This window comes from Pseudomonas sp. AB39(2026), assembly GCF_059831485.1.
This window is the reverse complement of record NZ_CP195212.1, coordinates 3,509,945-3,534,133: the sequence shown is the minus strand read 5'-3', so window position 1 is coordinate 3,534,133 and position 24,189 is coordinate 3,509,945. Positions and strand designations below refer to the sequence as shown.

Genomic DNA, 24,189 nt, shown 5'->3' with positions numbered 1-24,189 from the left:
GCTGGCCCACTGTACTCCCCATAGTCACCGGCGGTATATATCGCGATCCTGGCTTGCAACTTTGACAGACAAGGCAATACACAGGTTAGAATCCCTTGGCACGATCCATGCTTTTCTAATTTGGAGTATTGCCTTTTGACCGCTACCGCCATCAACAGCCTGTTCCTTATCGGGGCGCTGCTGGTAGGTGCCAGTATCCTGGTTAGCTCACTGTCTTCGCGCCTGGGCATTCCGATCCTGGTCATCATCCTGGGAGTCGGCATGGCCGCCGGCGTCGACGGCGCAGGCATCGTTTTCGATAACTTCCCCCAGGCTTACCTGGTGGGGAACCTGGCCCTGGCCGTAATCCTGCTGGACGGCGGGCTGCGCACCCGGGTGGCCAGCTTCCGCGTAGCCTTATGGCCGGCCCTGTCACTTGCCACCGTAGGCGTGATGATCACTACTGGCCTTACGGGCATGCTGGCTGCCTGGCTATTTGGGCTGAGCATCACCCAAGGCCTGCTGATCGGGGCCATCGTCGGCAGCACTGATGCAGCAGCTGTCTTTTCGCTGCTAGGCGGCAAAGGCCTGAACGAGCGGGTTACGGCTACGCTTGAGATCGAATCGGGCAGTAACGACCCCATGGCCGTATTCCTGACGGTCACACTGATCGACATGCTTGCCACTCACCAAACCGGCCTGCACTGGAGCCTGCTGGTTCACCTGCTGCGCGAGTTCGGCATTGGTGCGATCATGGGCCTGGCCGGTGGCTGGGTGCTGCTGCAGTTGGTAAACCGCATCAACCTCGCCCAGGCGCTGTATCCGATTCTGGTTATCGCTGGCGGGCTGGTCGTGTTTGCACTCACCAACGCCCTGCATGGCAGTGGCTTCCTGGCGGTGTACCTGTGTGGCCTGGTGCTGGGCAACCGGCCCATCCGTAGCCGCCATAGCATTCTGCACATGCTCGATGGCATGGCCTGGCTCGCACAGATCGGTATGTTCCTGGTCCTAGGGCTACTGGTAACCCCTCACGACCTCTTGCCTATTGCCCTGCCAGCACTGGGCCTGGCGCTGTGGATGATCCTTGTGGCAAGGCCACTGTCGGTATTTGTGGGCCTGCTGCCGTTCAAAGCGTTCCATGGCAAGGAAAAAGGCTTTATCAGCTGGGTAGGCTTGCGCGGGGCAGTGCCGATCATTCTGGCCGTGTTCCCGCTCATGGCCGGGCTCCCCCAGGCCCAGCTGTATTTCAACCTGGCCTTCTTCATTGTGCTGATATCGCTGCTGCTTCAAGGCACCAGCCTGCCCTGGATGGCCAAGTGGCTGAAAGTCACCGTGCCGCCAGACCCAGCACCCATTTCCCGCTCAGCGCTGGAAGTGCACCACACCAGCGAGTGGGAGCTGTTCGTGTATCGTCTAGGCGCGGAAAAATGGTGCATCGGCGCGGCACTGCGCGAGCTGAAGATGCCTCAGGGCACACGTATTGCTGCGTTGTTCCGCAATGAGCAACTGCTTCACCCTTCCGGTAGTACCGTGCTGGAAGTGGGGGACATTCTGTGCGTCATCGGCCATGAGCACGACCTTCCTGCCTTGGGCAAGCTGTTCAGCCAGGCGCCACAGCGTGGCCTGGATCTACGCTTCTTCGGCGATTTCGTTCTCGAAGGCGATGCAGAGCTGGGCGCCGTAGCGGCCCTGTATGGCCTGAAGCTTGAGGGCGAGGACCCGCAGACCTCTCTGGGGCGATTTATCAACAGCCGCGTGGGTGGTGCACCGGTCGTCGGGGACCAAGTGGAATGGAACAGCACCCTCTGGACCGTAGCCGCCATGGACGCCAACCGTATTGCCAAGGTAGGCGTACGCTTCCCGGAAGGCAGCAAGCCCGGCCCAGGGCTGTTTCTGTAGCGTGAAACAAAAGCTAGGTGGGGTTTGTGCACATAGCACTGCCACAACCCCGCCATAGCCCGTAAAATACTGCGCTCAGCCCTCTGCCCCTGCCTTGAACATGCCTATTTTGCGCGCCCTGTTGTGCACTGCCCTGCTTGGGTTGTTCACATGCGCCGCCTTCGCCGCGGACGCCCCTACCACAGAATCGGTCCAGCAAAGCCTGGACCACATCGCTGACCGAAAGCTGCCAGATGCAGACCAGAAAGCTTTGGAGCAGGTACTCGAACAGACGCTCACCTTTCTGTCGACCAAGGCGGACCGTGAAAAGCAGCTGACCAGCGTCAAGCAGCAGATCACCGATGCACCTCGCCAGACCAGCGAAAACCAGCACGACCTGGACAGGCTCAAGGCTTCCAAAGTGCTGCCTGTCACACAGCGCTATGCCACCGCTACCGTGCCGCAACTGGAGCAGCTGCTTACAGACCGCAGCGCCCAGCAGACCGAGTTGCAAAAGGCACTGGGCGAGGCCAATACCCTGGCCATTACGGCACAGACCCGGCCGGAACGCGCCCAAACCGAGATTGCCGATGCGCAGACGCGTATCCAGCAGACCAACCTTGTGCTCAAAAGCGGCAAGGACAGCGGCAAGCTCCTCAGCAGTGACCTGCGCAACCAGTACCTGGCCGAGCAAGCCGCGCTCAATGCGCTCATCGCCCTGCGCCGCCAGGAGCTGGCAGGTAACAGCCTCCTGCAGGATCTGGGCAATAGCCAGCACGACTTGCTGATCGAGAAAATCGGCCGCCTGGCTCAAGAATCCCAGGACCTGCAATCGCTGATCAACCAGAAGCGGCTCGCACAATCCCAGGAAACAGTCACTCAACAGTCGCTTGAAGCACAAAAGGCTGGCAACAGCAGCGTGCTGGCTACCGAAAGTGCCACTAACGTGAAACTGTCGGACTACCTGTTGCGCAGCACGGACGAACTGAACGAGCTCACCCAGCGCAACCTTCACACCAAGCAGCAACTGGACACGCTGGGCCAGGCCGACCAGGCCTTGGATGAGCAAATCAGCGTGCTCAAAGGGAGCCTGCTGCTTTCCAAGATCCTCTACACCCAGAAGCAGGCCCTGCCAACGCTGAAAGTGGATCGGAACCTGGCAGACAAAATCGCCGATATCCGCTTGTACCAGTTCGAAATCAACCAGCAGCGCGAAGCGTTGAACAATCCTACGGCCTATGTGGACACATTGATTGCCAGCCAGCCAGCCGAAACGGTCACCCCTGCGCTGCGCAAATCCTTGCTGGACATAGCCGTAACCCGGGCGGACCTGCTGGAGCGGCTGAACCGTGAGCTGAGCGCCCTGCTCAACGAATCCATTACCTTGCAGCTCAACCAGAAGCAATTGCTGGACATGGCCCAGGGCTTGCGCGCCACCCTTGACGAGCAGATGTTCTGGATACCCAGCAACAAGCCATTGGACCTTGAATGGTTCAGCAACCTGCCTCGGCGCCTGGCCAAGCAGGTGACCACGCTGCCGTGGGCCTCCAGCGTCCATGAGCTGAGCGACGGCCTTGCGCAACGGCCCCTGTTGTTCCTGCCCCTGCTGCTGGCCATCGGGGCGTTGCTGTGGCGGCGCAAGTACCTGTACGGCAAACTCAACCAGGTTCACCGCAATGTCGGGCACTTCCGCAGAGACAGCCAGTGGAATACACCGCTGGCCATCCTGGTCAACGTGTTGCTGGCCATGCCTGTTGCCCTGGCATTGGCAGTGTGCGGCATTGCCCTGCAAATTGACGCTCGGGGGCAGAACCTGAGCCTGGGTTCGGCCCTGCTGCAAATGGCCAAGGCCTGGCTGATGTTCTACACGGCGTACCGGATACTGGCCCCGCGTGGGGTGGCCGAGCTTCATTTCCGCTGGGAAAAGGCACAGGTGGCCTTTCTTCAAGGCTGGGTGAGGCGCCTAGGCATCGTGGTGATAGCCCTGGTCGCCGTAGTGGCTGTGGCTGAGCTGCAGCCGTCAGGGCTGGCTGAAGACACACTGGGTATTCTGGTGGTACTCACCTGCTTCGCCCTGATGGCCTGGTTGCTTAGCCGCTTGCTGCTGGCAAGCCCTACCCATCAGAACGCGTCACTGTTCCGCAAACTGATCGCCCTGCTGTTTACACTGCTGCCAGTAGGCTTGTTCCTCGGTGTGTGCTTCGGCTACTACTACACCGCCTTGAAGCTCACCGACCGATTGATTGCCACGCTCTACCTGATGATGCTTTGGTTGGTGATCGAGGCCGCCTTTGTGCGGGGCCTGAGCGTAGCCGCGCGCCGGTTGGCCTACAACCGAGCCTTGGCCAAGCGCCAGGCCACACGGGACATCGGGGGCGACCCGGAGACCCTGATCGAAGAGCCTACGCTGGACATCGAGCAGGTAAACCAGCAGTCACTGCGCCTGATTCGCCTCCTGCTGCTGGGCACGTTCCTGGGCGCGCTGTACTGGGTATGGTCGGACCTGATCAGCGTGTTCGCTTACCTGGACAACATCACCCTATACGAATACACCAGCGGCACCGGTGCCAACATGAGCATGGTGCCCATCAGCCTAGGGGACCTGCTGGGTGCGCTGGTAATCATCTGTATCACGTTCGTGCTGGCAGGCAACCTGCCGGGCCTGCTGGAGGTATTCGTACTGTCCAAGCTGAACCTGGCCCAGGGCAGTGCCTATGCCACCACTACGCTGATGTCCTACACCATTGCGGGGGTGGGTTTTGTCACCACGCTCTCCACGTTGGGGGTAAGCTGGGACAAGCTGCAGTGGCTGGTAGCCGCGCTGTCCGTGGGCCTTGGTTTCGGCATGCAGGAAATCTTTGCCAACTTCATTTCCGGCATCATGATCCTGTTCGAGCGCCCGGTTCGCATTGGCGACACCATCACCATCGGTGCCCTTTCCGGGACGGTCAGCAAAATCCGCATTCGCGCCACTACCATTACGGACTTTGACCGCAAGGACATCATTGTCCCTAACAAGACCTTCATCACCGGGCAACTGATCAACTGGTCGCTGACCGACACCATTACCCGGGTCACCCTGAAAATTGGTGTGGACTACGGCTCGGACCTGGAGGTGGTGCGCAAGCTGCTGCTACAGGCCGCCGACGAAAACCCGCGCGTATTGAAGGAGCCGGCACCTATCGTATACTTCCTGGCCTTTGGCGAGAGCAGCCTGGACCATGAACTGCGCATGCATGTGCGGGACCTGGGTGACCGTAACCCTGTGCTCGACGAGATCAACCGGCTGATCAACACCGAATTCAAAAAACATGGCGTGGCCATTTCCTTCCGCCAACTGGAGGTTCACCTCAAAAACCCTCAAGTGCTTGAGGAGCAACTGGTGATGCGCCGTGTCGATCCCGATCAAACTGATCCCGCTTGAGGAGGGTCCACCCCCTATGGACCTTTCCAGGACGTGATAATGAAAACGCTGGACGAACTTGAGTTCGATAACCGTTTTGCGTGTTTGGGCGATGCCTTTTCCGCCCATGTGTTGCCCGAACCCATCGAGAGGCCACGCGTGGTGGTGGCCAGCGAGGCCGCCCTGGCGCTGCTGGACCTGGCACCCTTAGAAGCACAGAACCCACTCTTCGCGCAGGTATTCAGTGGCCACAAACTGTGGGAAGACGCCGAGCCCCGCGCCATGGTGTATTCCGGTCACCAGTTCGGCCACTACAACCCGCAATTGGGTGATGGCCGCGGGTTACTGCTGGGTGAGGTAGTCAACGAGGCGGGCGAACACTGGGACCTGCACCTCAAAGGCGCTGGGCAAACCCCGTGGTCGCGCATGGGCGACGGGCGGGCGGTACTGCGCTCTTCAATCCGCGAGTTCCTGGCCTCCGAGGCCCTTCACGCCTTAGGCATTCCCACCACCCGCGCACTGTGCGTAACAGCCTCGGACACTCCGGTATGGCGCGAGCGCCAGGAACGCGCCGCCATGCTGCTGCGCCTGTCGCCCAGCCATGTGCGCTTCGGCCACTTCGAATACTTCTATTACACCCGCCAGCCTGAGCAGCACAAGCAGCTGGCCGACTATGTGCTGGCCGCCCATTTCCCGGAATGCCAAGCTGCCGAACAGCCCTACCTGGCCATGTTCCGTACGGTAGTAGAACGCAACGCCGAAATGATCGCCAAATGGCAGGCGTATGGTTTCTGCCACGGGGTCATGAACACGGACAACATGTCCATCCTGGGCCTCACATTCGATTTCGGCCCATTTGCGTTTCTCGATGACTTCGACGCTCGCTTCGTCTGCAACCACTCAGATGACCAAGGTCGCTATGCCTACAGCAACCAAGTGCCTATCGCACACTGGAACCTGAGCGCTCTGGCACAGGCGCTTACGCCACTGATCGACGTGGAGGCACTACGCGAAGCGCTGGGGCTGTTCCTGCCACTGTTCCAGGCCAACTACCTGGACCTGATGCGCCGTCGCCTTGGCTTTACCACGGCCGAAGATGAGGACCAAGGCCTGCTGGAACGCTTGCTGCAACTGATGCAGACCGGCGTTGTGGATTACAACCTGTTCTTTCGGCGCCTGGGTGAGCAGGCACCTGAGGCGGCCCTGAACGTGGTACGCGATGACTTCATAGACCTGGCCGTGTTTGACGAGTGGGCCGCGCTGTACCTCGCCCGCCTCGCTCGCCAGCCTTCTGAAAGCTCAGAGGTACGCAGCCAACGGATGAATGCCGTGAACCCGCTGTACGTGTTGCGCAACTACCTGGCGCAGAAAGCCATCGAAGAGGCCGAAGCGGGCGACTATACGGAAGTGCGGCGGTTGCACCAGGTGCTGGCCCACCCATTCGACGCGCAGCCAGGTATGGAAGCCTATGCCATGCGCCCCCCAGACTGGGGCAAGCATTTGGAAATCAGCTGCTCTTCCTAGGTATGCCTTCGCTTGAAGCCGCCATCAATCCTGTATGATCGCGGCATTAGAACCAGGCCTCTTTCTCCATGGCTTCGAGATCGTTCGGCAATACGCTGCGCCGCCTCTGGGCGCGAGACAAGTTCAGCTATAGCGTACGGGTATTCATTGCCCTCACCGGCAGCATGGTGCTGTGCTGGTCGCGCAATGATCTGCATATGCTGATCCCTCTGTTTCTCGGCATCATCGCCAGTGCCCTGGCAGAGACCGACGATAACTGGCAAGGCCGCCTCAACGCCTTGCTGGTCACCCTAGTGTGTTTCAGTATCGCGGCGTTCTCGGTAGAACTGCTTTTCCCCTACCCTCTGTTTTTCGTGGCCTCCATGGCCGTGGCCAGCTTTGCGCTCACCATGCTGGGTGCGTTGGGGGAACGCTACGGCGCCATTGCCTACGCCACCTTGATCTTGTCGGTGTACACCATGATCGGAGTGGACCAGCGCGGCGGTGAACTGGCCAGTTATTGGCACGAGCCTGCACTGCTGGTGGCCGGTGCTGCCTGGTATGGCGTGTTGTCTGTGCTCTGGCAGGCCCTGTTCTCGAACCAACCGGTACAGCAGGGGCTGGCCCGTGTCTTCCGGGAGTTGGGCCTATACCTGAAAATGAAATCGTCACTGTTCGAGCCCATCCGGGGGCTGGACGTTGAGGGCCGACGCCTTGAGCTGGCACGGCAGAACGGGCGCGTGGTCGCCGCCTTGAACACGTCCAAGGAAATCATCTTCAACCGGGTTGGCAGTTCACGCCCAGGCTCGAAGGTGAGCCGCTACCTGAAACTGTATTTCCTGGCCCAGGACATTCACGAACGCGCCAGTTCCACCCATTACCCCTATAACGCCCTGGCTGAGGCCTTCTTCCATAGCGACGTACTGTTCCGCTGTCAGCGCCTGTTACGCCAGCAAGGCAGTGCCTGCGAGCGGTTGTCCGAAACCCTGCAATTGCGCCAGCCGTTCGTATATGACGACACCTTTGCCGAAGCCTTGAGCGACCTTCATGCCTCGCTGGAGCACTTGCGCATTCAAAGCAACCCAGCCTGGAAAGGGCTGCTCAGGTCTCTCAGGGCACTGGCGACAAACCTGGGCACCTTGGACCGGTTGCTCAGTGACGCCAGCAACCCGGATATTCTGGCCGAGGCAACCGATAGCAGCCTGCTGGACCGCTCACCGCGCAACCTGACCGATGTGTGGAAACGCCTTCGCCAAAACCTTACGCCAACGTCTTTGCTGTTCCGTCATGCGCTGCGGCTGCCGCTGGCCCTGACCATTGGCTATGCCATGGTGCACCTGATCCACCCTAGCCAAGGTTACTGGATCATCCTTACTACGCTATTCGTCTGCCAGCCCAGCTACGGCGCGACACGGCGCAAACTGGGGCAGCGGATCATAGGCACTGCCATTGGCCTGACCGTGGGCTGGGCATTGTTCGACCTCTTCCCCAGCCCTCTTATACAGTCGTTCTTTGCTGTCGCGGCAGGGCTCGTGTTCTTCGTCAACCGCACCACGCGGTATACCCTGGCAACAGCGGCCATTACCCTCATGGTGCTGTTCTGCTTCAACCAGACGGGCAATGGGTACGGGCTGTTCCTGCCACGGCTGCTGGACACCCTGCTAGGCAGCCTGATTGCGGGCCTGTTGGTGTTCCTGTTCCTGCCGGACTGGCAAGGCCGCCGGTTAAACAAAGTGCTGGCCAATACACTGAGCTGCAGCAGCGCCTACCTGCGCCAGATATTGCGCCAATACGCCGAGGGCAAGCACGATGACCTTGCCTACCGCCTGGCGCGTCGCAATGCACACAATGCCGATGCAGCGCTTTCTACCACCTTGGCCAATATGCTGCTGGAGCCTGGGCACTTCCGCAAAGAAGCAGACGCCGGGTTCCGCTTCCTTGTGCTATCCCATACCTTGCTCAGCTACCTGTCCGGCCTGGGTGCCCACCGCGGCACAGACCTGCCTGAGCCTGTGCGGGACGAGTTGATCATAGGCGTAGGCGAGCAACTGGCGTCGAGCCTGGACCAGATTGCCACAGGGCTCGCTGAACACAGCCCGGTGGTCGTACACAATGAAGAGGAGCAGGCGCTGGCTGAGCGCCTGGAGCAAATGCCTGAAGAGCTGGATGAAAACCAGCGCCTGGTTCAGGGCCAACTGGCACTGATCGGTCGGCAGCTGGCGCCTTTGCGCACCATGGCTTCGCACCTGGCGCAGCCCAAGTCCACCACCACGCCGGCCCCCGCCTTGTAAAAGCTGTAGCTATGCGTCAGGTGAGATGTTTAACGGAAATTCTGTGGCGTCCGCGGCTATAAGGGGGTGGGCCACCTTGAACCCTTGGATGTATTCGCAACCGTTGTCTACCAGCCAGCGGTATTGCTCGGCGGTTTCTACACCTTCGGCAATCACGGTGATGGAAAACTCGCGGCAAAGCTCAATGATAGCGCGTGCAATAGCGGCATCCCGCGGAGACCCTGGCAGGTTCCCGATCAATTGCCGGTCCAGCTTGAGCGTGTCGATAGGTAGGTCTCGCAGGATCTTCAACGAGCAATGTTCTGCCCCGAAATCATCTAATGCTACGCGTACGCCCAACCCCCGCAGCAAGGACAATTGCCGACGCGTTTCCTCGGGATTGTGCAATAACGAGGGCTCCACGACCTCGATTTCCAACTGGTGGGGCATAAGGTTGTTAGTGGAAATAGCATGCTGCAGGTCAGCTACCAAATTGGGCATGCTGAACTGAGCATTGCTCAGGCTGATGCTCAGGACCAAATCATCCTCGAAGCGCTCTCGCCATTGCCTGCGTTGTGACGCGCCTTCCTGGTAGATCCACGATGTAAGCCGGCTGATCAGGCGTGCTTCTTCGAGCAATGGAATGAACAGCCCAGGCGGCACATCCCCTACACTTGGATGCTGCCAGCGCAACAAGGCTTCAAAGCCTCGCAAGCGGCCATCCGCCAGGCGTACCTGGGGCTGGTACACCAGAGAAAACTCTTTTTGCTCGATGGCCGCCGATACGCTTTCCTCCAACAGCAAGCGCGAGCGGGCGCGCACGTTCAGGTCTTGGTCGTAATACCGATATTGCTGCTTGCCAGCCTGTTTGGCGGCATACATGGCAATGTCTGCTGCGCGCAGCAAATGCTCAAGGCTCACACCGCATTCAGGGTAGGTGGCGATACCGATGCTCACACCCAGGCTTACTTCAAGGCCGTCGACTTGAGTGCAACTGCGCATGCGTTCCAGAATCTTTTCCGCGACTTTGGCAGCCTGCTCAGGGTAGTCCAGGGTATCGAGCAGCACGGTAAATTCGTCGCCGCCAATGCGGCCAATAATGTCGTAAGGGCGTAGCAATGCTTTTAATTGCGCTGCCACCCAGCGCAGCACACGGTCGCCTGCATCGTGGCCATGGGTATCGTTGATACGCTTGAACCCGTCCATGTCCAGGTAAAGCAAAGCCTGGCTCTTCTCAGGCCGCTCATTGCGTACCAAGGCGCTTTCTACGGTCTGGTAGAAGCCGCGACGGTTCAGCAACCCGGTCAGTGGGTCGGTAACCGCTTGAAACTCCAATTGCTGGTGCAGGTTGCGCACCACTGACATGTCCTGGACAGTCAGTACCATGGCCTTTTCAGACGTAAGCGGCGCGCACGACAGGGACACGGGCAACGATTGACCCGAGTAAGTACGCAAAACGGCATCGTGCACCCGGTGAATATCGCGCAGCGTATAAGCACGGAAGAACTCTGATTCGTGCCAACTCACCACACTTGGCTTTTCGATAAAGTCCAGCAAGCGCGCGCTTTGCAACTCGTCGATCGTTGCGCCTAACAAGCGGGAAATGGCCGGGTTGGCGAAACGGATGTTGCCGATTTCGTCGATGACCAAGATGCCTTCAGCGGCGTTTTCCAATACCGAGGCATTGAAAGCACGTGCCGTTTCAAGGTCCTTGGTCAGGCGTTGCAGCTCACGCCGGCTGCGTTGCTGTTCGAGAATGGCCTGGACCTTGGGTTTGAGAATGTCCGGGTCAATGGGCTTGAACAGGTAATCCACGGCGCCATTGGCGTAGCCCTTGAGTACCGCTGCATCCGACTGCTCGTTAGCCGTGAGAAAAATGATGGGGGTAAGCCGCGTTCGCTGGCTGCCCTTCATCAGCCGGGCTACTTCAAAGCCATCCATGCCGGGCATTTGAACGTCGAGCAACACCAGATCCACTTCATGCTGCAGCAGCAAACCCAAGGCTTCTACGCCTGAAGGCGCGGTCATGACCTGCCAGTCCTGGCGCTCCAGCAAGGCCCGCATGCTCAACAGGTTTTCTGGGTAATCGTCCACCACAAGCACGGTTGACCGGTCTTCAGTGGGTTTGGTAAGGGCGCGATCCATGCTACTTCTCATCTACAAGGTGGCCACAAGCCAGCATTTGCTGGGCCTGGGTAGAAGACACTCTAGCCTCGCTTTTGTCGCTTGACGCAACGGTAAAACTTCAAAAACCTCGTGAAGCCGACGAATGGTGATTTGCTGAATCGCCCTGAATCAAAGGGTTATGCACTGCCGACAAACGGATGACGCCAACAGGATGGCGCCTAAATAAAAACAGTGTACATTTTTTTACATACAAAGGCAGGCCACCTTTCATATACCCGGATTATTCCGGCGTCACGCTGTGGAATTATTTGGCCATCAACTTCCAGCATTAGTAGTGTAGGTAAATAATCATGATCGACCTCTCCACTTGGAACCTCAGCGTCCCTGTCGGAACTCCAGCGACTACTATCGATACGCCAGTATTGATGAAAGGTTACAAAGACTCTTACTTCCATGCCGACACCGGTACGCTTTTCTTCTGGGCGCCCGTAACCGGTTCAGTTACTAAAAGTGCGAAGTACCCACGTAGCGAATTGCGGGAAACCAATGTAGATGGTTCTGTGCATAACTGGAAGTACCCAGCTGCCGACAACTACTTGCGTGCAAGCATTACCGTGGCCAAAGTACCTTCAAGCGGCAAGATCGTGATTGGCCAGATCCATCAGAACGGTAGCAACGAGCCACTGATCAAGCTGGAGTATCAGTACAAGACCAGCAGTAAAACCGGCAATATCGTAGCCAAATTGCGCGCTTCACCATCCCAGGACGAGCCCACCGTGATCCAGATCGGTACTGGCGTGAAGATGAATGAAAAGTTTGACTACACCATTCACTTGGATACGACCGGGCTGCTTAGCGTGGATGCGGCCAACTATCACTGGTCGACCAAACTTGACGACACCTGGAAAACAAAAGACCTGTACTTTAAAGCAGGTGTGTATGTGCAGGACAATACGGGGTATGCCACCGAAGGGGGACAGGTGACCTTCACAAAGCTATCAATAAGCCATGATGCAATGGCAAAAAAATAGCCCTTTCACAGGCAGCCCCACAGCTTGCATGTAAAAACAAAGCGGCCGATGAAAAGACTTCATCGGCCGCTTTGTTTAGTTGCGCTTCGCTTATAGCGGCTTAATTGACCTTGGCGGCCAGCTCACCCTTGGCGTAACGTTGGAACATGACTTCAAGGGACAGCGCCTTGATCTTCGAAGCCATACCAGCCGTACCAAACGCTTCGTAACGATCAATACACACATCGCGCATGGCCGTTACGGTATGGCCCAGGTATTTGCGTGGGTCGAACTCGCTCGGATTCTGCGCCATGAAGCGGCGGATTGCCCCCGTGGACGCCAAGCGCAGGTCGGTATCGATGTTTACCTTGCGTACACCATACTTGATACCTTCGACGATTTCCTCAACAGGTACGCCGTAGGTTTCCTTGATGTCACCACCGTACTCGTTGATGATCGCCAGCCAATCCTGAGGCACTGAAGACGAACCGTGCATCACCAGGTGGGTGTTCGGAATACGCTTGTGAATTTCCTTGATGCGGTCGATAGCAAGCACGTCGCCGGTAGGCGGCTTGGTGAACTTGTAGGCGCCATGGCTGGTACCGATGGCGATCGCCAAGGCATCCACTTGGGTCTGCTTTACAAAGTCAGCCGCTTCTTCCGGATCCGTCAGCATCTGGCTGTGGTCCAGCGTGCCTTCGGCACCAACGCCGTCTTCTTCGCCAGCCTGGCCAGTTTCCAATGAACCCAGGCAGCCCAACTCACCTTCTACAGATACACCGCAGGCGTGAGCAAAGGCAACGGTCTGCTTGGTCACGCGCACGTTGTACTCATAGTCGGACGGAGTTTTGCCGTCTTCCTTGAGCGAACCGTCCATCATGACCGAGCTGAAGCCCAGCTGGATGGAGCGCTGGCAAATGTCCGGGCTAGTGCCATGGTCCTGGTGCATCACCACCGGAATGTGTGGAAACTCTTCGACTGCTGCGAGGATCAGATGCCGCAGGAAGGGGGCACCCGCGTACTTGCGCGCACCCGCCGACGCTTGCACGATAACAGGCGAATCGGTCTTGTCGGCCGCTTCCATGATCGCGCGCATCTGTTCAAGGTTGTTCACGTTGAAGGCTGGAACGCCGTAGCCGAATTCGGCAGCGTGGTCCAGCAACTGGCGCAAGCTAATCAGTGCCATGGTTTGTAGTTCTCCCGGTCCAGGGTCATTTAAGGTGCAAGCGCGGTTGCCGGAGGCAGCCGCCCTACAGGCTAGCCACGGGCCATCTTTCAGCCCGGGGGTATACACAGGGCCCTTTTCAAGCCCTGGCCAATCTGATTCTGATAACAGCCAACGGCAACGGCCTCTGTAAGCAAGAGGCCGGCCAGGTTACTGCGACCCGCAATCTTGCAGGTTGTTGCGACCTCCAGTCGGATCACCGGTCGCATTGGTTTGTACACGCTGGTCATTCTGATTACTGGGGACATTCACAGGCGCGGGGCTGAAGACCTCACAAGCACTGCGCTCGCCACCGAACATTGAGCAACCGGACAACACGAGCAACGTACAGGCCAAAGCCAGAACAGCTTTCATGATCGTTTTCCTTCATTCACCAGGACGGTCTTAAAAAGACCCTTCTGTGACCCGTTCGTTGCTCAAGTGCAGGGTTTGGTGCCCTCTTCGGCCTCGGCATCGTAGCTGTCGAGCGCCTCTTGCCCCTGCCGTTTGTTGATCACGGGTGCGGTTTCTTCCACCCAACGGATGCGCCAATTCTGCTCAGTGCATTTGGCGACAGGTTCGGCACCCTCACCCTTCCCTCCAAGGCCTGGGCTGGCATCATGGCTACAGGCCGCAAGCGCACCTAGCAGCATCAGTAGCAGAGCGCTGCGCGCCATGGCCAATTAGCCTTTTGCACGCTGTTCGAGCATTTCAACCGCTGGCAACACTTTCCCTTCCACAAACTCAAGGAAGGCGCCGCCGCCCGTTGAGATGTAGGAGATCTGGTCTGCAATGCCATATTTGTCAATCGCGGCCAGGGTATCGCCCCCCCCTGCAATGGAAAACGCTGGGCTTTCAGCGATGCCTTTGGCCAGCACCTTGGTGCCGTTGCCGAACTGATCGAATTCGAAAACACCCACCGGGCCGTTCCACAGGATGGTCTTCGCGTTTTTCAGCAACGCTGCAAACTGGTCGGCCGTTTTTGGTCCGATGTCCAGAATCATGTCGTCATCGGCAACGTCAGCGATGTCTTTCACTGTGGCCTGTGCTGATTCGGCGAATTCCTTGGCCACTACCACGTCAACCGGTAGCGGTACGCTGACCTTGGCAGCAATGGCACGAGCGGTCTCCAGCAGGTCAGGCTCATACAGGGATTTGCCGACCTTATGGCCTGCCGCTGCCAGGAAGGTATTGGCAATGCCCCCTCCTACGATCAACTGGTCACATACCGTGCTCAGGCTATTGAGCACATCGAGCTTGGTCGAGACCTTCGAGCCCGCCACGATGGCCGCCATCGGCTTGGCTGGCGCCTTCAAGGCCTTGCCCAATGCGTCCAGCTCGGCAGCCAGCAGTGGGCCTGCGGCCGCTACCTTGGCAAACTTTGCTACGCCATGGGTCGAGCCTTCGGCGCGGTGGGCGGTGCCAAAGGCGTCCATCACAAACACGTCGCACAGTGCGGCGTATTTCTGCGCCAACTCGTCTGCGTTCTTTTTCTCGCCCTTATTGAAGCGCACGTTTTCGAACAGCACCACAGTGCCCGGCTCCACCGACACGCCATCGAGGTAGTCCGAGACCAACGCCACGTCGCGGCCCAGGGCTTTGCCCAGGTAATCCGCCACAGGCTTGAGGCTGTTCTCTGCCGAGAACTCGCCTTCGGTGGGGCGGCCCAGGTGCGAGCACACCATCACGGCAGCGCCTTTTTCCAGCGCCAGCTTGATGGTTGGCAGCGAGGCGACAATACGTGCGTCGCTGGCTACCACGCCATCCTTGATCGGAACGTTCAGGTCTTCGCGAATCAATACGCGCTTGCCCTGGAGGTCCAGGTCGCTCATTTTCAACACGGTCATGGTGTCAGTCCTTAGGCGTGTTCATTTTTTGTAGTAGCGATGCCGAGGAAGTGGCCTGCGACATCCAGCATTCGATTGGCAAAACCCCATTCGTTGTCGAACCAGGCCAGCAAGTTGACCAGTCGAGGGCCAGACACACGGGTCTGGCTGGCATCGACAATGGCCGAATGTGGGTCATGGTTGAAATCACAACTGGCATGCGGCAGCTCGGTATAGGCCAGCAAGCCTCGCAAGGGCCCGCCTGTGGCGGCCTCGCGCAATAGCCGGTTGACTTCGTGCGCGGTGGTATCACGCGCCGTTTGCAAGGTGATATCCAGGCACGACACGTTGACAGTAGGCACGCGCACTGCTTTGGCCTGAATTCGGCCCGCAAGTTCCGGAAGCAGGCGCTCGATACCGCGTGCCAGCCCTGTCGACACAGGGATCACCGACTGAAACGCCGAACGCGTACGGCGCAGGTCTTCATGGTGGTAGGCATCGATCACCGGCTGGTCATTCATGGCCGAGTGTATGGTAGTGATGGAGGCATATTCGATCCCGAACGCGGCATCCAAGAGCCGCAGCAGCGGCACTGCACAGTTGGTAGTGCAGGAGGCGTTGGACAGCAACCGCTCGGCACCGGTGAGGTGATGCTGGTTGATGCCGTATACCACTGTGGCATCCACGGCCGTTTCACTGGCCATGGGCTGCGAAAACAGCACACGAGGGGCCCCTGCGGCCAGGAAACGCTCACCGTCGGCCCGAGTGTGCCAGGCCCCGGAGCATTCCATGACCAGGTCCAGGTTCAGCGCAGCCCAGTCCACACCTTCGGGCGTGGCACTGCGCAATACACGCAGCCGGTCACCATTGATGCGCAAGCAATCGTCATCAATGCCTACGTCACCTGGAAAACGGCCATGGGTAGAATCGAAACGAGTCAGGTATTCCAGGCTGGGCAGGTCGGCCAGGTCATTGAGCACGACCACTTCGATGCCAGCACGATCACGGCGTTCGTAAAGCGCCCTCAGCACGCAACGGCCAATACGGCCGTAACCATTGAGGGCAACCCGGTAAGGGCGAGATAAGGGCATGGCGCGGTTTACACCTTGGCAGGCAGCACCGCCGCGGTGCCGCCCGTACCGGGCAGGCCGCGGCGGTAAGGTGGGTCAGTCTTCCAGGAGCTCGTTGGCGATGCCTACGATATTGTCCACGGTAAAGCCGAATTCCTCGAACAGCAGAGGAGCAGGGGCAGACTCACCAAAGGTGGTCATGCCTACGATGCGCCCTTCCAGGCCCACGTACTTGTACCAGAAGTCGGCGTGGGCAGCTTCGATGGCGATCCGCGCGGTCACTTCCAGCGGCAGCACCGCTTGCTTGTAGCCGGCGTCCTGTGCGTCGAACACACTGGTGCTTGGCATGGACACCACGCGCACCTTGCGCCCTTCAGCTGTCAACGCATCGGCAGCCAGTACGGCCAGGCCCACTTCCGAACCGGTCGCGATCAGGATCAACTCTGGTTCGCCGGCACAGTCCTTCAGTACATAACCGCCCTTGGCCACATTGGCCAGTTGCTCGGCGTTACGGGGCTGATGGGTAAGGTTCTGACGAGAGAAGATCAGCGCAGAAGGGCCGTCGTTGCGTTCAAGGGCGTGCTTCCAGGCAATGGCAGACTCTACGGCATCCGCTGGGCGCCAAGTATCCAGGTTCGGTGTGCAACGCAGGCTGGCGAGCTGCTCGATAGGCTGGTGTGTAGGGCCATCTTCGCCCAGGCCGATGGAGTCGTGGGTGAACACATAAAGCACGCGCTTCTTCATGAGTGCAGACATGCGCACAGCGTTACGGGCGTACTCCATGAAGATCAGGAAAGTAGCACCGTACGGCACGAAGCCGCCATGCAAGGCAATGCCGTTCATGATGGCGCTCATGCCGAATTCGCGAACGCCGTAGTACAGGTAGTTGCCTGCGGCGTCCTCGGCGCTGATGCCCTTGCAGCCTTTCCACAGTGTGAGGTTGGAGCCGGCCAGGTCGGCACTGCCGCCCAGCAGTTCGGGCAGCAACGGGCCGAAGGCGTTAAGGGTGTTCTGGCTGGCCTTGCGGCTGGCAATGGTTTCACCCTTGGCCGCCAGTTGCTCGATGTAGGCATCGGCCTGCTTGGCGAAATCAGCGGGCAGCTCACCACTCGCGCGGCGGATCAGTTCGTTGGCCAGGTCCGGGTGCTCGGCCGAATACGCCGCGAAACGCTGGTCCCACTCGGCCTCTGCAGCCATGCCCTTCTCGCGGCAGTTCCACTCGCTATAGATGTCCTCTGGGATCTCGAACGGCGCGTGGTTCCACTTCAGGTTGGCACGGGTAAGCGCGATCTCGTCCGCACCCAATGGCGCGCCGTGGCACTCTTCCTTGCCCTGCTTGTTGGGCGAGCCGAAGCCAATGGTGGTCTTGCAGCAGATCAGCGTGGGCTGCTCGCTTTTGCGGGCAGTGTCGATGGCCGTCTTGATTTCGTCCGAATCGTGGCCGTCTACATTGCGAATAACCTGCCAGCCATAGGCCTCGAAGCGCTTGGGCGTGTCGTCACTGAACCAGCCTTCCACTTCGCCATCGATGGAAATGCCGTTATCGTCGTAGAACGCAATCAGCTTGCCTAGGCCCAGGGTACCGGCCAACGAGCACACTTCGTGGGAAATGCCTTCCATCATGCAGCCGTCGCCCATGAACACATAGGTGTTGTGATCGACGATGTTGTGGCCGGGGCGGTTGAACTGGGCCGCCAATGCCTTTTCGGCAATGGCGAAACCTACCGCGTTGGCAAGGCCCTGGCCCAACGGGCCGGTGGTGGTTTCCACGCCTGGCGTGTAACCGTATTCCGGGTGGCCAGGGGTACGGCTGTGCAGCTGGCGGAAGTTCTTGAGATCATCGATGGACAGGTCGTAGCCGGTCAGGTGCAGCAACGAATACACCAGCATCGAGCCATGGCCGTTGGACATTACAAAACGGTCACGGTCCAGGAAGGCAGGGTTGGCCGGGTTGTGCTTGAGTACGTCGCGCCATAGCACTTCGGCTATGTCGGCCATTCCCATGGGGGCGCCGGGATGGCCGCTGTTGGCTTTCTGCACAGCATCCATGCTAAGGGCACGAATGGCGTTGGCACGCTCACGACGGCTGGGCATCGCTGATCTCCATTGAAAATGAAACTGCAAAGGCGGCATTTTCGCCCATGGTCGGTGCGCTCGCAATCGAAGATGGGCGGCCACTTGAGTTTTTCGCCCTTAAACGCTTCAGCTGACAATATCAAAACTTTTTGATATTCACCTTGCGAGCCGCTCAGGGCCGAACTAGACTCCGCTCCCTATGAGCCTTCGCGTACCGTCCATTCGCCATGAACCTGCCGATGACCTGGCCAGCCTGTGCAAAGCCGGGGGCGATCCGTTGCGCCTGAATGTACTGCGAGCATTGGCTAACGATTCGTTTGGTGTACTGGAGCTTGCGCAAATCTTCGACATCGGCCAATCCGGTATGAGCCACCACCTCAAAGTGCTAGCGCAGGCTGGGCTGGTGGCCACGCGCCGTGAAGGCAACGCCATTTTCTACCGCCGCAGCCTGCCCGCGGACCACCGCACCGGGCGGCGATTGCACGGCGCATTGCTTGAAGAAGCAGACGGCCTGGCGCTACCGGTTGATGCTCAACAGCGCATGGCCGAGGTCGAACGCCAGCGTGCCACCGCCAGCCAAGTCTTTTTCTCACGCGTTGCCGACCGTTTCCGCGCCCAGCAGGATCTGATTGCCGGGCTGCCCCAGTACCGGGAAAGCCTGCTGGCATTGCTTGACACACTGGTGGTGGCCTTTGATGCCACGGCGCTGGAAGTGGGGCCGGGTGACGGAGGGTTTCTACCAGACCTCTCCCGCCGCTTCAGCCAGGTGACCGCTATGGATAACAGCCCGGAGATGCTGGAGCTGGCGCGCCAGCTGTGCCTGCGGGAAGGTATAGGCAACGTCGACCTGCGGCTGGACGATGCCTTGGGCGGCACGGTACTGAGCGCCGACTGCGTAGTCGTGAACATGGTGCTGCACCATTTCGTTGACCCTGCCCAGGCCGTAAGGCAACTGGCGGCGCGGGTGAAACCAGGCGGTAGCCTGCTGGTCACCGAATTGTGTAGCCATGACCAGGATTGGGCCAGGACGGCCTGCGGAGATCTCTGGTTAGGTTTTGAACAGGAAGAACTGGCCCGCTGGGCCACCGCTGCGGGACTTCACCCCGGGGATGGGCTCTATGTGGGCCTACGTAACGGTTTCCAGATACAGGTTCGCCACTTCCGGCGGCCGGCTGGCGACACTCTTCATCGGTAATTTTTTCAGGAAGCCGTCGACATGAGCGAATACTCCATTTTCACCTCCGAGTCTGTGTCTGAAGGGCACCCGGACAAGATCGCCGACCAGATTTCCGATGCGGTGCTGGACGCCATCATCGCAGAAGACAAACACGCCCGGGTGGCGTGCGAAACCCTGGTCAAGACCGGCGTGGCGATCATTGCTGGCGAAGTCAGCACCTCGGCCTGGGTCGACCTGGAAGAGATCGTGCGAAAGGTCATCATCGACATTGGCTACAACAGCTCCGATGTGGGCTTTGACGGCGCTACCTGCGCCGTGATGAACATCATCGGCAAGCAGTCGGTAGACATCGCCCAAGGTGTTGACCGCAGCAAGCCTGAAGACCAAGGCGCCGGCGACCAGGGCCTGATGTTTGGCTATGCCAGCAACGAAACCGACGTACTGATGCCAGCGCCCATCCGCTTCTCTCACGCCTTGGTGGAGCGCCAGGCCGAGGCCCGCAAATCCGGCCTGCTGCCATGGCTGCGCCCGGACGCCAAGTCCCAGGTCACCTGCCGCTACGAAAACGGTCGCGTAACAGGTATCGACGCCATCGTGCTGTCTACCCAGCACAACCCAGAGGTCAAATACAGTGACCTGCGCGAAGCCGTGATGGAGCTGATCGTCAAGCACAGCCTGCCTGCCGAACTGCTGCACAAGGACACCCAATACCACATCAACCCCACCGGCAATTTCATCATTGGTGGCCCTGTGGGCGACTGTGGCCTCACCGGCCGCAAGATCATCGTCGACACCTACGGCGGCATGGCTCGCCATGGTGGTGGTGCGTTCTCCGGCAAGGACCCGTCCAAGGTCGACCGCTCAGCCGCCTACGCTGGCCGTTATGTGGCCAAGAACATCGTTGCCGCCGGGCTGGCCGATCGCTGCGAGATTCAAGTGTCCTACGCCATCGGCGTGGCTCAGCCTACCTCCATCTCGCTGAACACCTTTGGTACCGGCAAGCTGGCGGACGAGAAGATCATTCAGCTGGTGCGCGAGCACTTCGACCTTCGCCCGTATGCCATCACCCGCATGCTGGACCTGCTGCACCCCATGTACCAGGCCACTGCCGCCTATGGCCACTTTGGCCGCAACCCGTATGAAATGACCGTAGGTGATGACACCTTCACCGCGTTCACCTGGGAGCAGACAGACCGTGCCGAGGCGTTGAAGGCGGCGGCGGGGTTGTAAACACCGAGCTGGAAACACCTGGAAAAGGCCTCCCCACCGCGGGAGGCCTTTTTCGTTCTAGGCTACGTGACTCCTCGTTTGAGCAAGGATGCTCACTATGCGGTTTTCTCCTTCGTGGCTCGGCACCCTGGCACTGCTGGTTGTTTCCTCTGCCTGGGGATGCCCCGACTGGCTACCAGACCAGGCAGCAACGCGCATTCAAACCCTTCAACGCCAGGTGGATGAGTGGAACCTGGCGTACCATCGTGACGGCGTCTCGGTCATAGCCGATGAGCTATATGACCAAGCGCTTGAGCAGCTTGGCGTATGGCAAGCATGCTTCCCACACAGCAGGGCGCCCGCATTGAACGCAACGGCCAGCGCCACCGGCCCCATCCCCCACCCTACCCCTCATACCGGTGTTGCCAAACTCATAGACGCAGGCGATGCCAAAGCCTGGCTGGCGGCGCGCGAGGAGGTGTGGGTGCAGCCTAAATTAGACGGCGTGGCAGTCACTGTGATCTACAAGCGCGGGCAGCTTACTCAAGTCATCAGCCGTGGCGATGGCACGCACGGCCATGACTGGACCGCCAATGCTCGGCATATTCCCGGCTTGCCGGCCACATTACCTCAGCCTCGCGACCTGGAACTGCAGGGCGAGGTCTACGTGCGCCTTGATAACCATGTGCAGGCTCAGGCAGGCAGCCGAAATGCACGCAGCCAGGCGGCTGGGCTGCTGGCGCGCCGCGAATTGGCTGAAAGCGACGCCAGCCAGTTGGGTTTCTTCCCCTGGGACTGGCCCAAAGGCCCTGGCACTCAGGCCGAGCGGCTTGCTGACCTGTCCAGGCTCGGTTTTCCAGACCCGCACGCCTATAGCCACCGAGTACATAGCGTCGAAGACGCCAGCCACTGGCGTGACCGCTGGTACAACAGCCCTCTGCCCTTCGCCACGGACGGCATTATCCTGCGCGACAGCCACCGCCCGGCAGCACACCGCTGGAAAGCACAAGCACCTTACTGGATCGCGGCCTGGAAATACCCTGTGCGCAGCGCCTTGGCGGAGGTGCGGAACATCACGTTCGAGGTAGGCAGAACCGGGCGAGTCACCCCCGTATTGGAACTGCACCCGGTTCGCCTGGACGACCGCGTGGTCAAACGTACCAGCCTGGGCTCATTACGGCGCTGGCAAGCCTTGGATGTGCAACCTGGCGATCAGGTCTCGCTGGAGCTGGCCGGGTTGACCATTCCCCGGCTGGGCGAAGTGGTGTGGCGCAACCCATTGCGTACACCGGTGCAAGCTCCGGACCCGGGCCGCTACAACGCCCTCTCGTGCTGGCAACCTGTCGAAGGCTGCCGTAGCCAATACCTGGCTCGCCTTCAATGGCTCAGCCACCCCGAGGCGCTGGGCCTTGCCCATATGGGCAAAGGCACTTGGGCGCGCCTTCTGGATGCAGGGCTGCTGCCTACGCTGCACAGCTGGCTTACGTTGGATGTAGCCGCCCTGGCGGCAGTGGACGGTATCGGCCCCCGTTCTGCCCAGCGAATTGCCGACAGTTTTGCAAACGCCCGGAAAAAACCTTTCGGACACTGGCTTAAAGCGATGGGCGTGCCCCCTATGGGACGCGCGGCTACCGTTGGTAGCTGGGCGGCACTGGTAGACCGTGATGCGGCACATTGGGTCAAGGAAACCGGCATCGGCAGCATCCGAGCTGCCAGGTTAGTGGCATTTTTCCATCATCCACCCGCACGGGAAATGGCGGCTGCATTGCACCAGCTAGGGGTCGCTGGGTTTGTGGAAGGATTTGAACTTCACCCTAACATCCGTTCCAATGGGCGCGAATTCCGCCCCATTTCTCCGGAGACCTCATGAAAGTTCTGCTTACCCTGGCCATCGCGTTCGGCGCCATGGCCCAGCCGGTGCTTGCCGCTACCCCAGACGACGACACTGAACTCAAAGGGTGTGCTGCCAAGGAACAGCAGGTGACCGAGCAGATCGACCGCGCTCGTGCGGCTGGTAATACCAACCAGCTGGAAGGGCTACAAATCGCCTTGGGCGAGCTGCAGGCCAACTGCAACGATGAGAGCCTGCAAAAGGCGCGCGAGAAAAAAGTGCTCGATGCCAAGCGTGAAGTGAGCCAGCGCCAAGCTGACCTTGACAAGGCCATGAGCAAAGGCGACTCGGACAAGATCAACAAGCGCAAGGACAAGCTGGCCGAGTCCCGCAAGGAATTGCAGGAAGCGGTAGACGAGCTGGACAAGTAGTGACAGCTCGTCAGGCAGCCACGCAGAACAACGCGACAATAATACCTACTCCCACAAACCATACGGCAGAGCGCAACCGCGCAAGGTCGGCCAGGTAGCACAGGATATAGGCCACCCGGCTGGCTACGTACACCATCGCCAGGGTATCGAGCGTGCCCTGCTGAGCGCCTCCAGCCAAGTGGGCGATGATTACCGCCGCAGCAAAGGCAGGTGCGGCTTCGAAACCGTTGAGTTGCGCCGCGTTGGCACGCCGGGCCATGCCTTGCTGCTGGTCCAGCCAGGCGCGGGGATCGCGGTTGGCCGAAGGCCCGTAACGGTCACCCACTATCTTGGCTATCCCCGTGCACACGTACGGCAACAGGATGACAATCAGTACACACCAGTAAGCAAGGGTCATTGTGGCCTCGACGTGGGTTCTTAGGCTGAAAGGTACAGCCAGTATGCCTTAACCTGATGCCGTCAAAGGTACAAGCCCGGCGTGTTCAATAGCGATCTGCGCTGGCCCCTGGGTATTCATGTACGCATCTCGCCTGCAAGGGAGCGGCTTTGCAATCGATGAGTGGCGCTTTTCTCACAGAGCCTGATTTCCCCTCGAAATCGCTGTTGGTCAGCCCAGGGGTACAACCCGCGACCAGTAGCAAAGGAAGTAGTAGTTTGAGCATGGCAGACAGTCTCGGCACGGAAAGACGCTAGTGTTCCCGAACCATTTCCAGCCGAAACCCGGCTATTTCCTATTACAGCGTAGGACGGTTCCTGAAGCAGTGTCAGCCACCTAGCCCCTCTTCCCCAAACTGGTCCTTGATGTAGCGAATTGCGGTACGGCCATGGGGTGCAGGCAGGCCGTCTTCACCCAGGTTGACGAATACCAGCTTGTCCACGGTAAGAATGCTCTTGCGGGTGATCTTGTTGCGTACTTCACACGTTAGCGTGATGGACGTGCGCCCGAATTCGGTTGCCGTAATGCCCAGCTCGATGATGTCACCCTGTCGAGATGCGCTGACGAAATTGATTTCCGAAATGTATTTGGTGACCACGCGCTGGTTGCCCAACTGCACAATGGCATAGATGGCCGCTTCCTCATCGATCCAGCGCAGCAGGCTGCCACCGAACAGGGTACCGTTGGGGTTGAGATCCTCGGGCTTGACCCATTTGCGAGTGTGGAAATTCATAGGTGCCTCCGCTGGCCAGGAATGGC

18 protein-coding genes are annotated in these 24,189 nt (G+C 59.4%); 9 read left to right on the top strand and 9 right to left on the bottom strand.

Features of this window, described 5'->3' with window-relative positions; translation table 11 throughout:
- The first annotated feature begins 135 nt into the window (after positions 1-135).
- The 4 genes from ACSAMW_RS16340 to yccS all read left to right on the top strand — a co-directional run bounded on the left by ACSAMW_RS16340 (position 136) and on the right by yccS (position 9,054).
- Positions 136-1,878, top strand: a complete 1,743-nt coding sequence (locus ACSAMW_RS16340) for a potassium/proton antiporter (RefSeq protein WP_168084999.1) — start codon at positions 136-138, stop codon at positions 1,876-1,878.
- Between the two features lie 100 nt (positions 1,879-1,978).
- Positions 1,979-5,281: a mechanosensitive channel MscK gene (mscK, locus tag ACSAMW_RS16335; protein ID WP_500591178.1), complete on the top strand. Its 3,303-nt coding sequence runs from the start codon at positions 1,979-1,981 to the stop codon at positions 5,279-5,281.
- Positions 5,282-5,320: 39 nt separating this feature from the next.
- Positions 5,321-6,784 (top strand): protein adenylyltransferase SelO, encoded by a 1,464-nt coding sequence (gene selO / locus ACSAMW_RS16330; protein ID WP_500591177.1) that lies wholly within the window; start codon positions 5,321-5,323, stop codon positions 6,782-6,784.
- Positions 6,785-6,852: 68 nt separating this feature from the next.
- A complete protein-coding gene (yccS, locus tag ACSAMW_RS16325) occupies positions 6,853-9,054 on the top strand; it encodes a YccS family putative transporter (RefSeq protein WP_500591176.1) in 2,202 nt (733 codons plus the stop codon).
- Between the two features lie 9 nt (positions 9,055-9,063).
- Here the strand turns inward: yccS and ACSAMW_RS16320 are convergent, their stop codons facing one another.
- Positions 9,064-11,178 carry a putative bifunctional diguanylate cyclase/phosphodiesterase gene (locus ACSAMW_RS16320; RefSeq protein WP_500591175.1) on the bottom strand — a complete coding sequence of 705 codons (2,115 nt, stop codon included), beginning with the start codon at positions 11,176-11,178 and terminating at the stop codon, positions 9,064-9,066.
- Between the two features lie 332 nt (positions 11,179-11,510).
- On the opposite strand from ACSAMW_RS16320, the gene ACSAMW_RS16315 reads away from it, so the two are divergent.
- The gene (locus ACSAMW_RS16315; RefSeq protein WP_500591174.1) at positions 11,511-12,191 is read left to right on the top strand and encodes a polysaccharide lyase family 7 protein; all 681 of its coding nucleotides are present in this window, start codon (positions 11,511-11,513) and stop codon (positions 12,189-12,191) included.
- Positions 12,192-12,291: 100 nt separating this feature from the next.
- On the opposite strand, the gene fba is transcribed toward ACSAMW_RS16315, so the two are convergent.
- From fba to tkt, 6 genes are all read right to left on the bottom strand, one after another.
- Positions 12,292-13,356, bottom strand: a complete 1,065-nt coding sequence (fba, locus tag ACSAMW_RS16310; RefSeq protein ID WP_168085005.1) for a class II fructose-bisphosphate aldolase — start codon at positions 13,354-13,356, stop codon at positions 12,292-12,294.
- A 189-nt stretch (positions 13,357-13,545) separates the two neighbouring features.
- Positions 13,546-13,749, bottom strand: a complete 204-nt coding sequence (locus ACSAMW_RS16305; protein ID WP_500591173.1) for a hypothetical protein — start codon at positions 13,747-13,749, stop codon at positions 13,546-13,548.
- A 62-nt stretch (positions 13,750-13,811) separates the two neighbouring features.
- Positions 13,812-14,051 (bottom strand): hypothetical protein, encoded by a 240-nt coding sequence (locus ACSAMW_RS16300; RefSeq protein ID WP_500591172.1) that lies wholly within the window; start codon positions 14,049-14,051, stop codon positions 13,812-13,814.
- Positions 14,052-14,057: 6 nt separating this feature from the next.
- Entirely contained in the window at positions 14,058-15,221 is a 1,164-nt protein-coding gene (locus ACSAMW_RS16295; RefSeq protein ID WP_500591171.1) for a phosphoglycerate kinase, read from the bottom strand.
- An 11-nt stretch (positions 15,222-15,232) separates the two neighbouring features.
- Positions 15,233-16,291 carry an erythrose-4-phosphate dehydrogenase gene (epd, locus tag ACSAMW_RS16290; RefSeq protein ID WP_500591170.1) on the bottom strand — a complete coding sequence of 353 codons (1,059 nt, stop codon included), beginning with the start codon at positions 16,289-16,291 and terminating at the stop codon, positions 15,233-15,235.
- Positions 16,292-16,366: 75 nt separating this feature from the next.
- Positions 16,367-18,364, bottom strand: coding sequence for a transketolase (tkt, locus tag ACSAMW_RS16285; protein ID WP_500591169.1), 1,998 nt, complete (start codon positions 18,362-18,364; stop codon positions 16,367-16,369).
- Positions 18,365-18,545: 181 nt separating this feature from the next.
- Between tkt and ACSAMW_RS16280 the strand changes: the two genes are divergently transcribed.
- The 4 genes from ACSAMW_RS16280 to ACSAMW_RS16265 all read left to right on the top strand — a co-directional run bounded on the left by ACSAMW_RS16280 (position 18,546) and on the right by ACSAMW_RS16265 (position 22,994).
- Entirely contained in the window at positions 18,546-19,541 is a 996-nt protein-coding gene (locus ACSAMW_RS16280; protein WP_500591168.1) for an ArsR/SmtB family transcription factor, read from the top strand.
- A 21-nt stretch (positions 19,542-19,562) separates the two neighbouring features.
- Positions 19,563-20,753, top strand: a complete 1,191-nt coding sequence (metK, locus tag ACSAMW_RS16275; protein ID WP_500591167.1) for a methionine adenosyltransferase — start codon at positions 19,563-19,565, stop codon at positions 20,751-20,753.
- 97 nt (positions 20,754-20,850) lie between these two features.
- Positions 20,851-22,602, top strand: coding sequence for an NAD-dependent DNA ligase LigB (ligB, locus tag ACSAMW_RS16270; protein ID WP_500591166.1), 1,752 nt, complete (start codon positions 20,851-20,853; stop codon positions 22,600-22,602).
- Positions 22,599-22,994 (top strand): DUF1090 domain-containing protein, encoded by a 396-nt coding sequence (locus ACSAMW_RS16265; protein WP_500591165.1) that lies wholly within the window; start codon positions 22,599-22,601, stop codon positions 22,992-22,994. Before ligB ends, ACSAMW_RS16265 begins: the two co-directional genes overlap by 4 nt.
- A gap of 10 nt (positions 22,995-23,004) precedes the next feature.
- On the opposite strand, the gene ACSAMW_RS16260 is transcribed toward ACSAMW_RS16265, so the two are convergent.
- Positions 23,005-23,391, bottom strand: a complete 387-nt coding sequence (locus ACSAMW_RS16260) for an MAPEG family protein (RefSeq protein ID WP_500591164.1) — start codon at positions 23,389-23,391, stop codon at positions 23,005-23,007.
- Positions 23,392-23,758: 367 nt separating this feature from the next.
- Complete coding sequence (locus tag ACSAMW_RS16255) at positions 23,759-24,163, bottom strand: acyl-CoA thioesterase (protein ID WP_168085016.1); 405 nt, start codon at positions 24,161-24,163, stop codon at positions 23,759-23,761.
- Between the last annotated feature and the right edge of the window lie 26 nt (positions 24,164-24,189).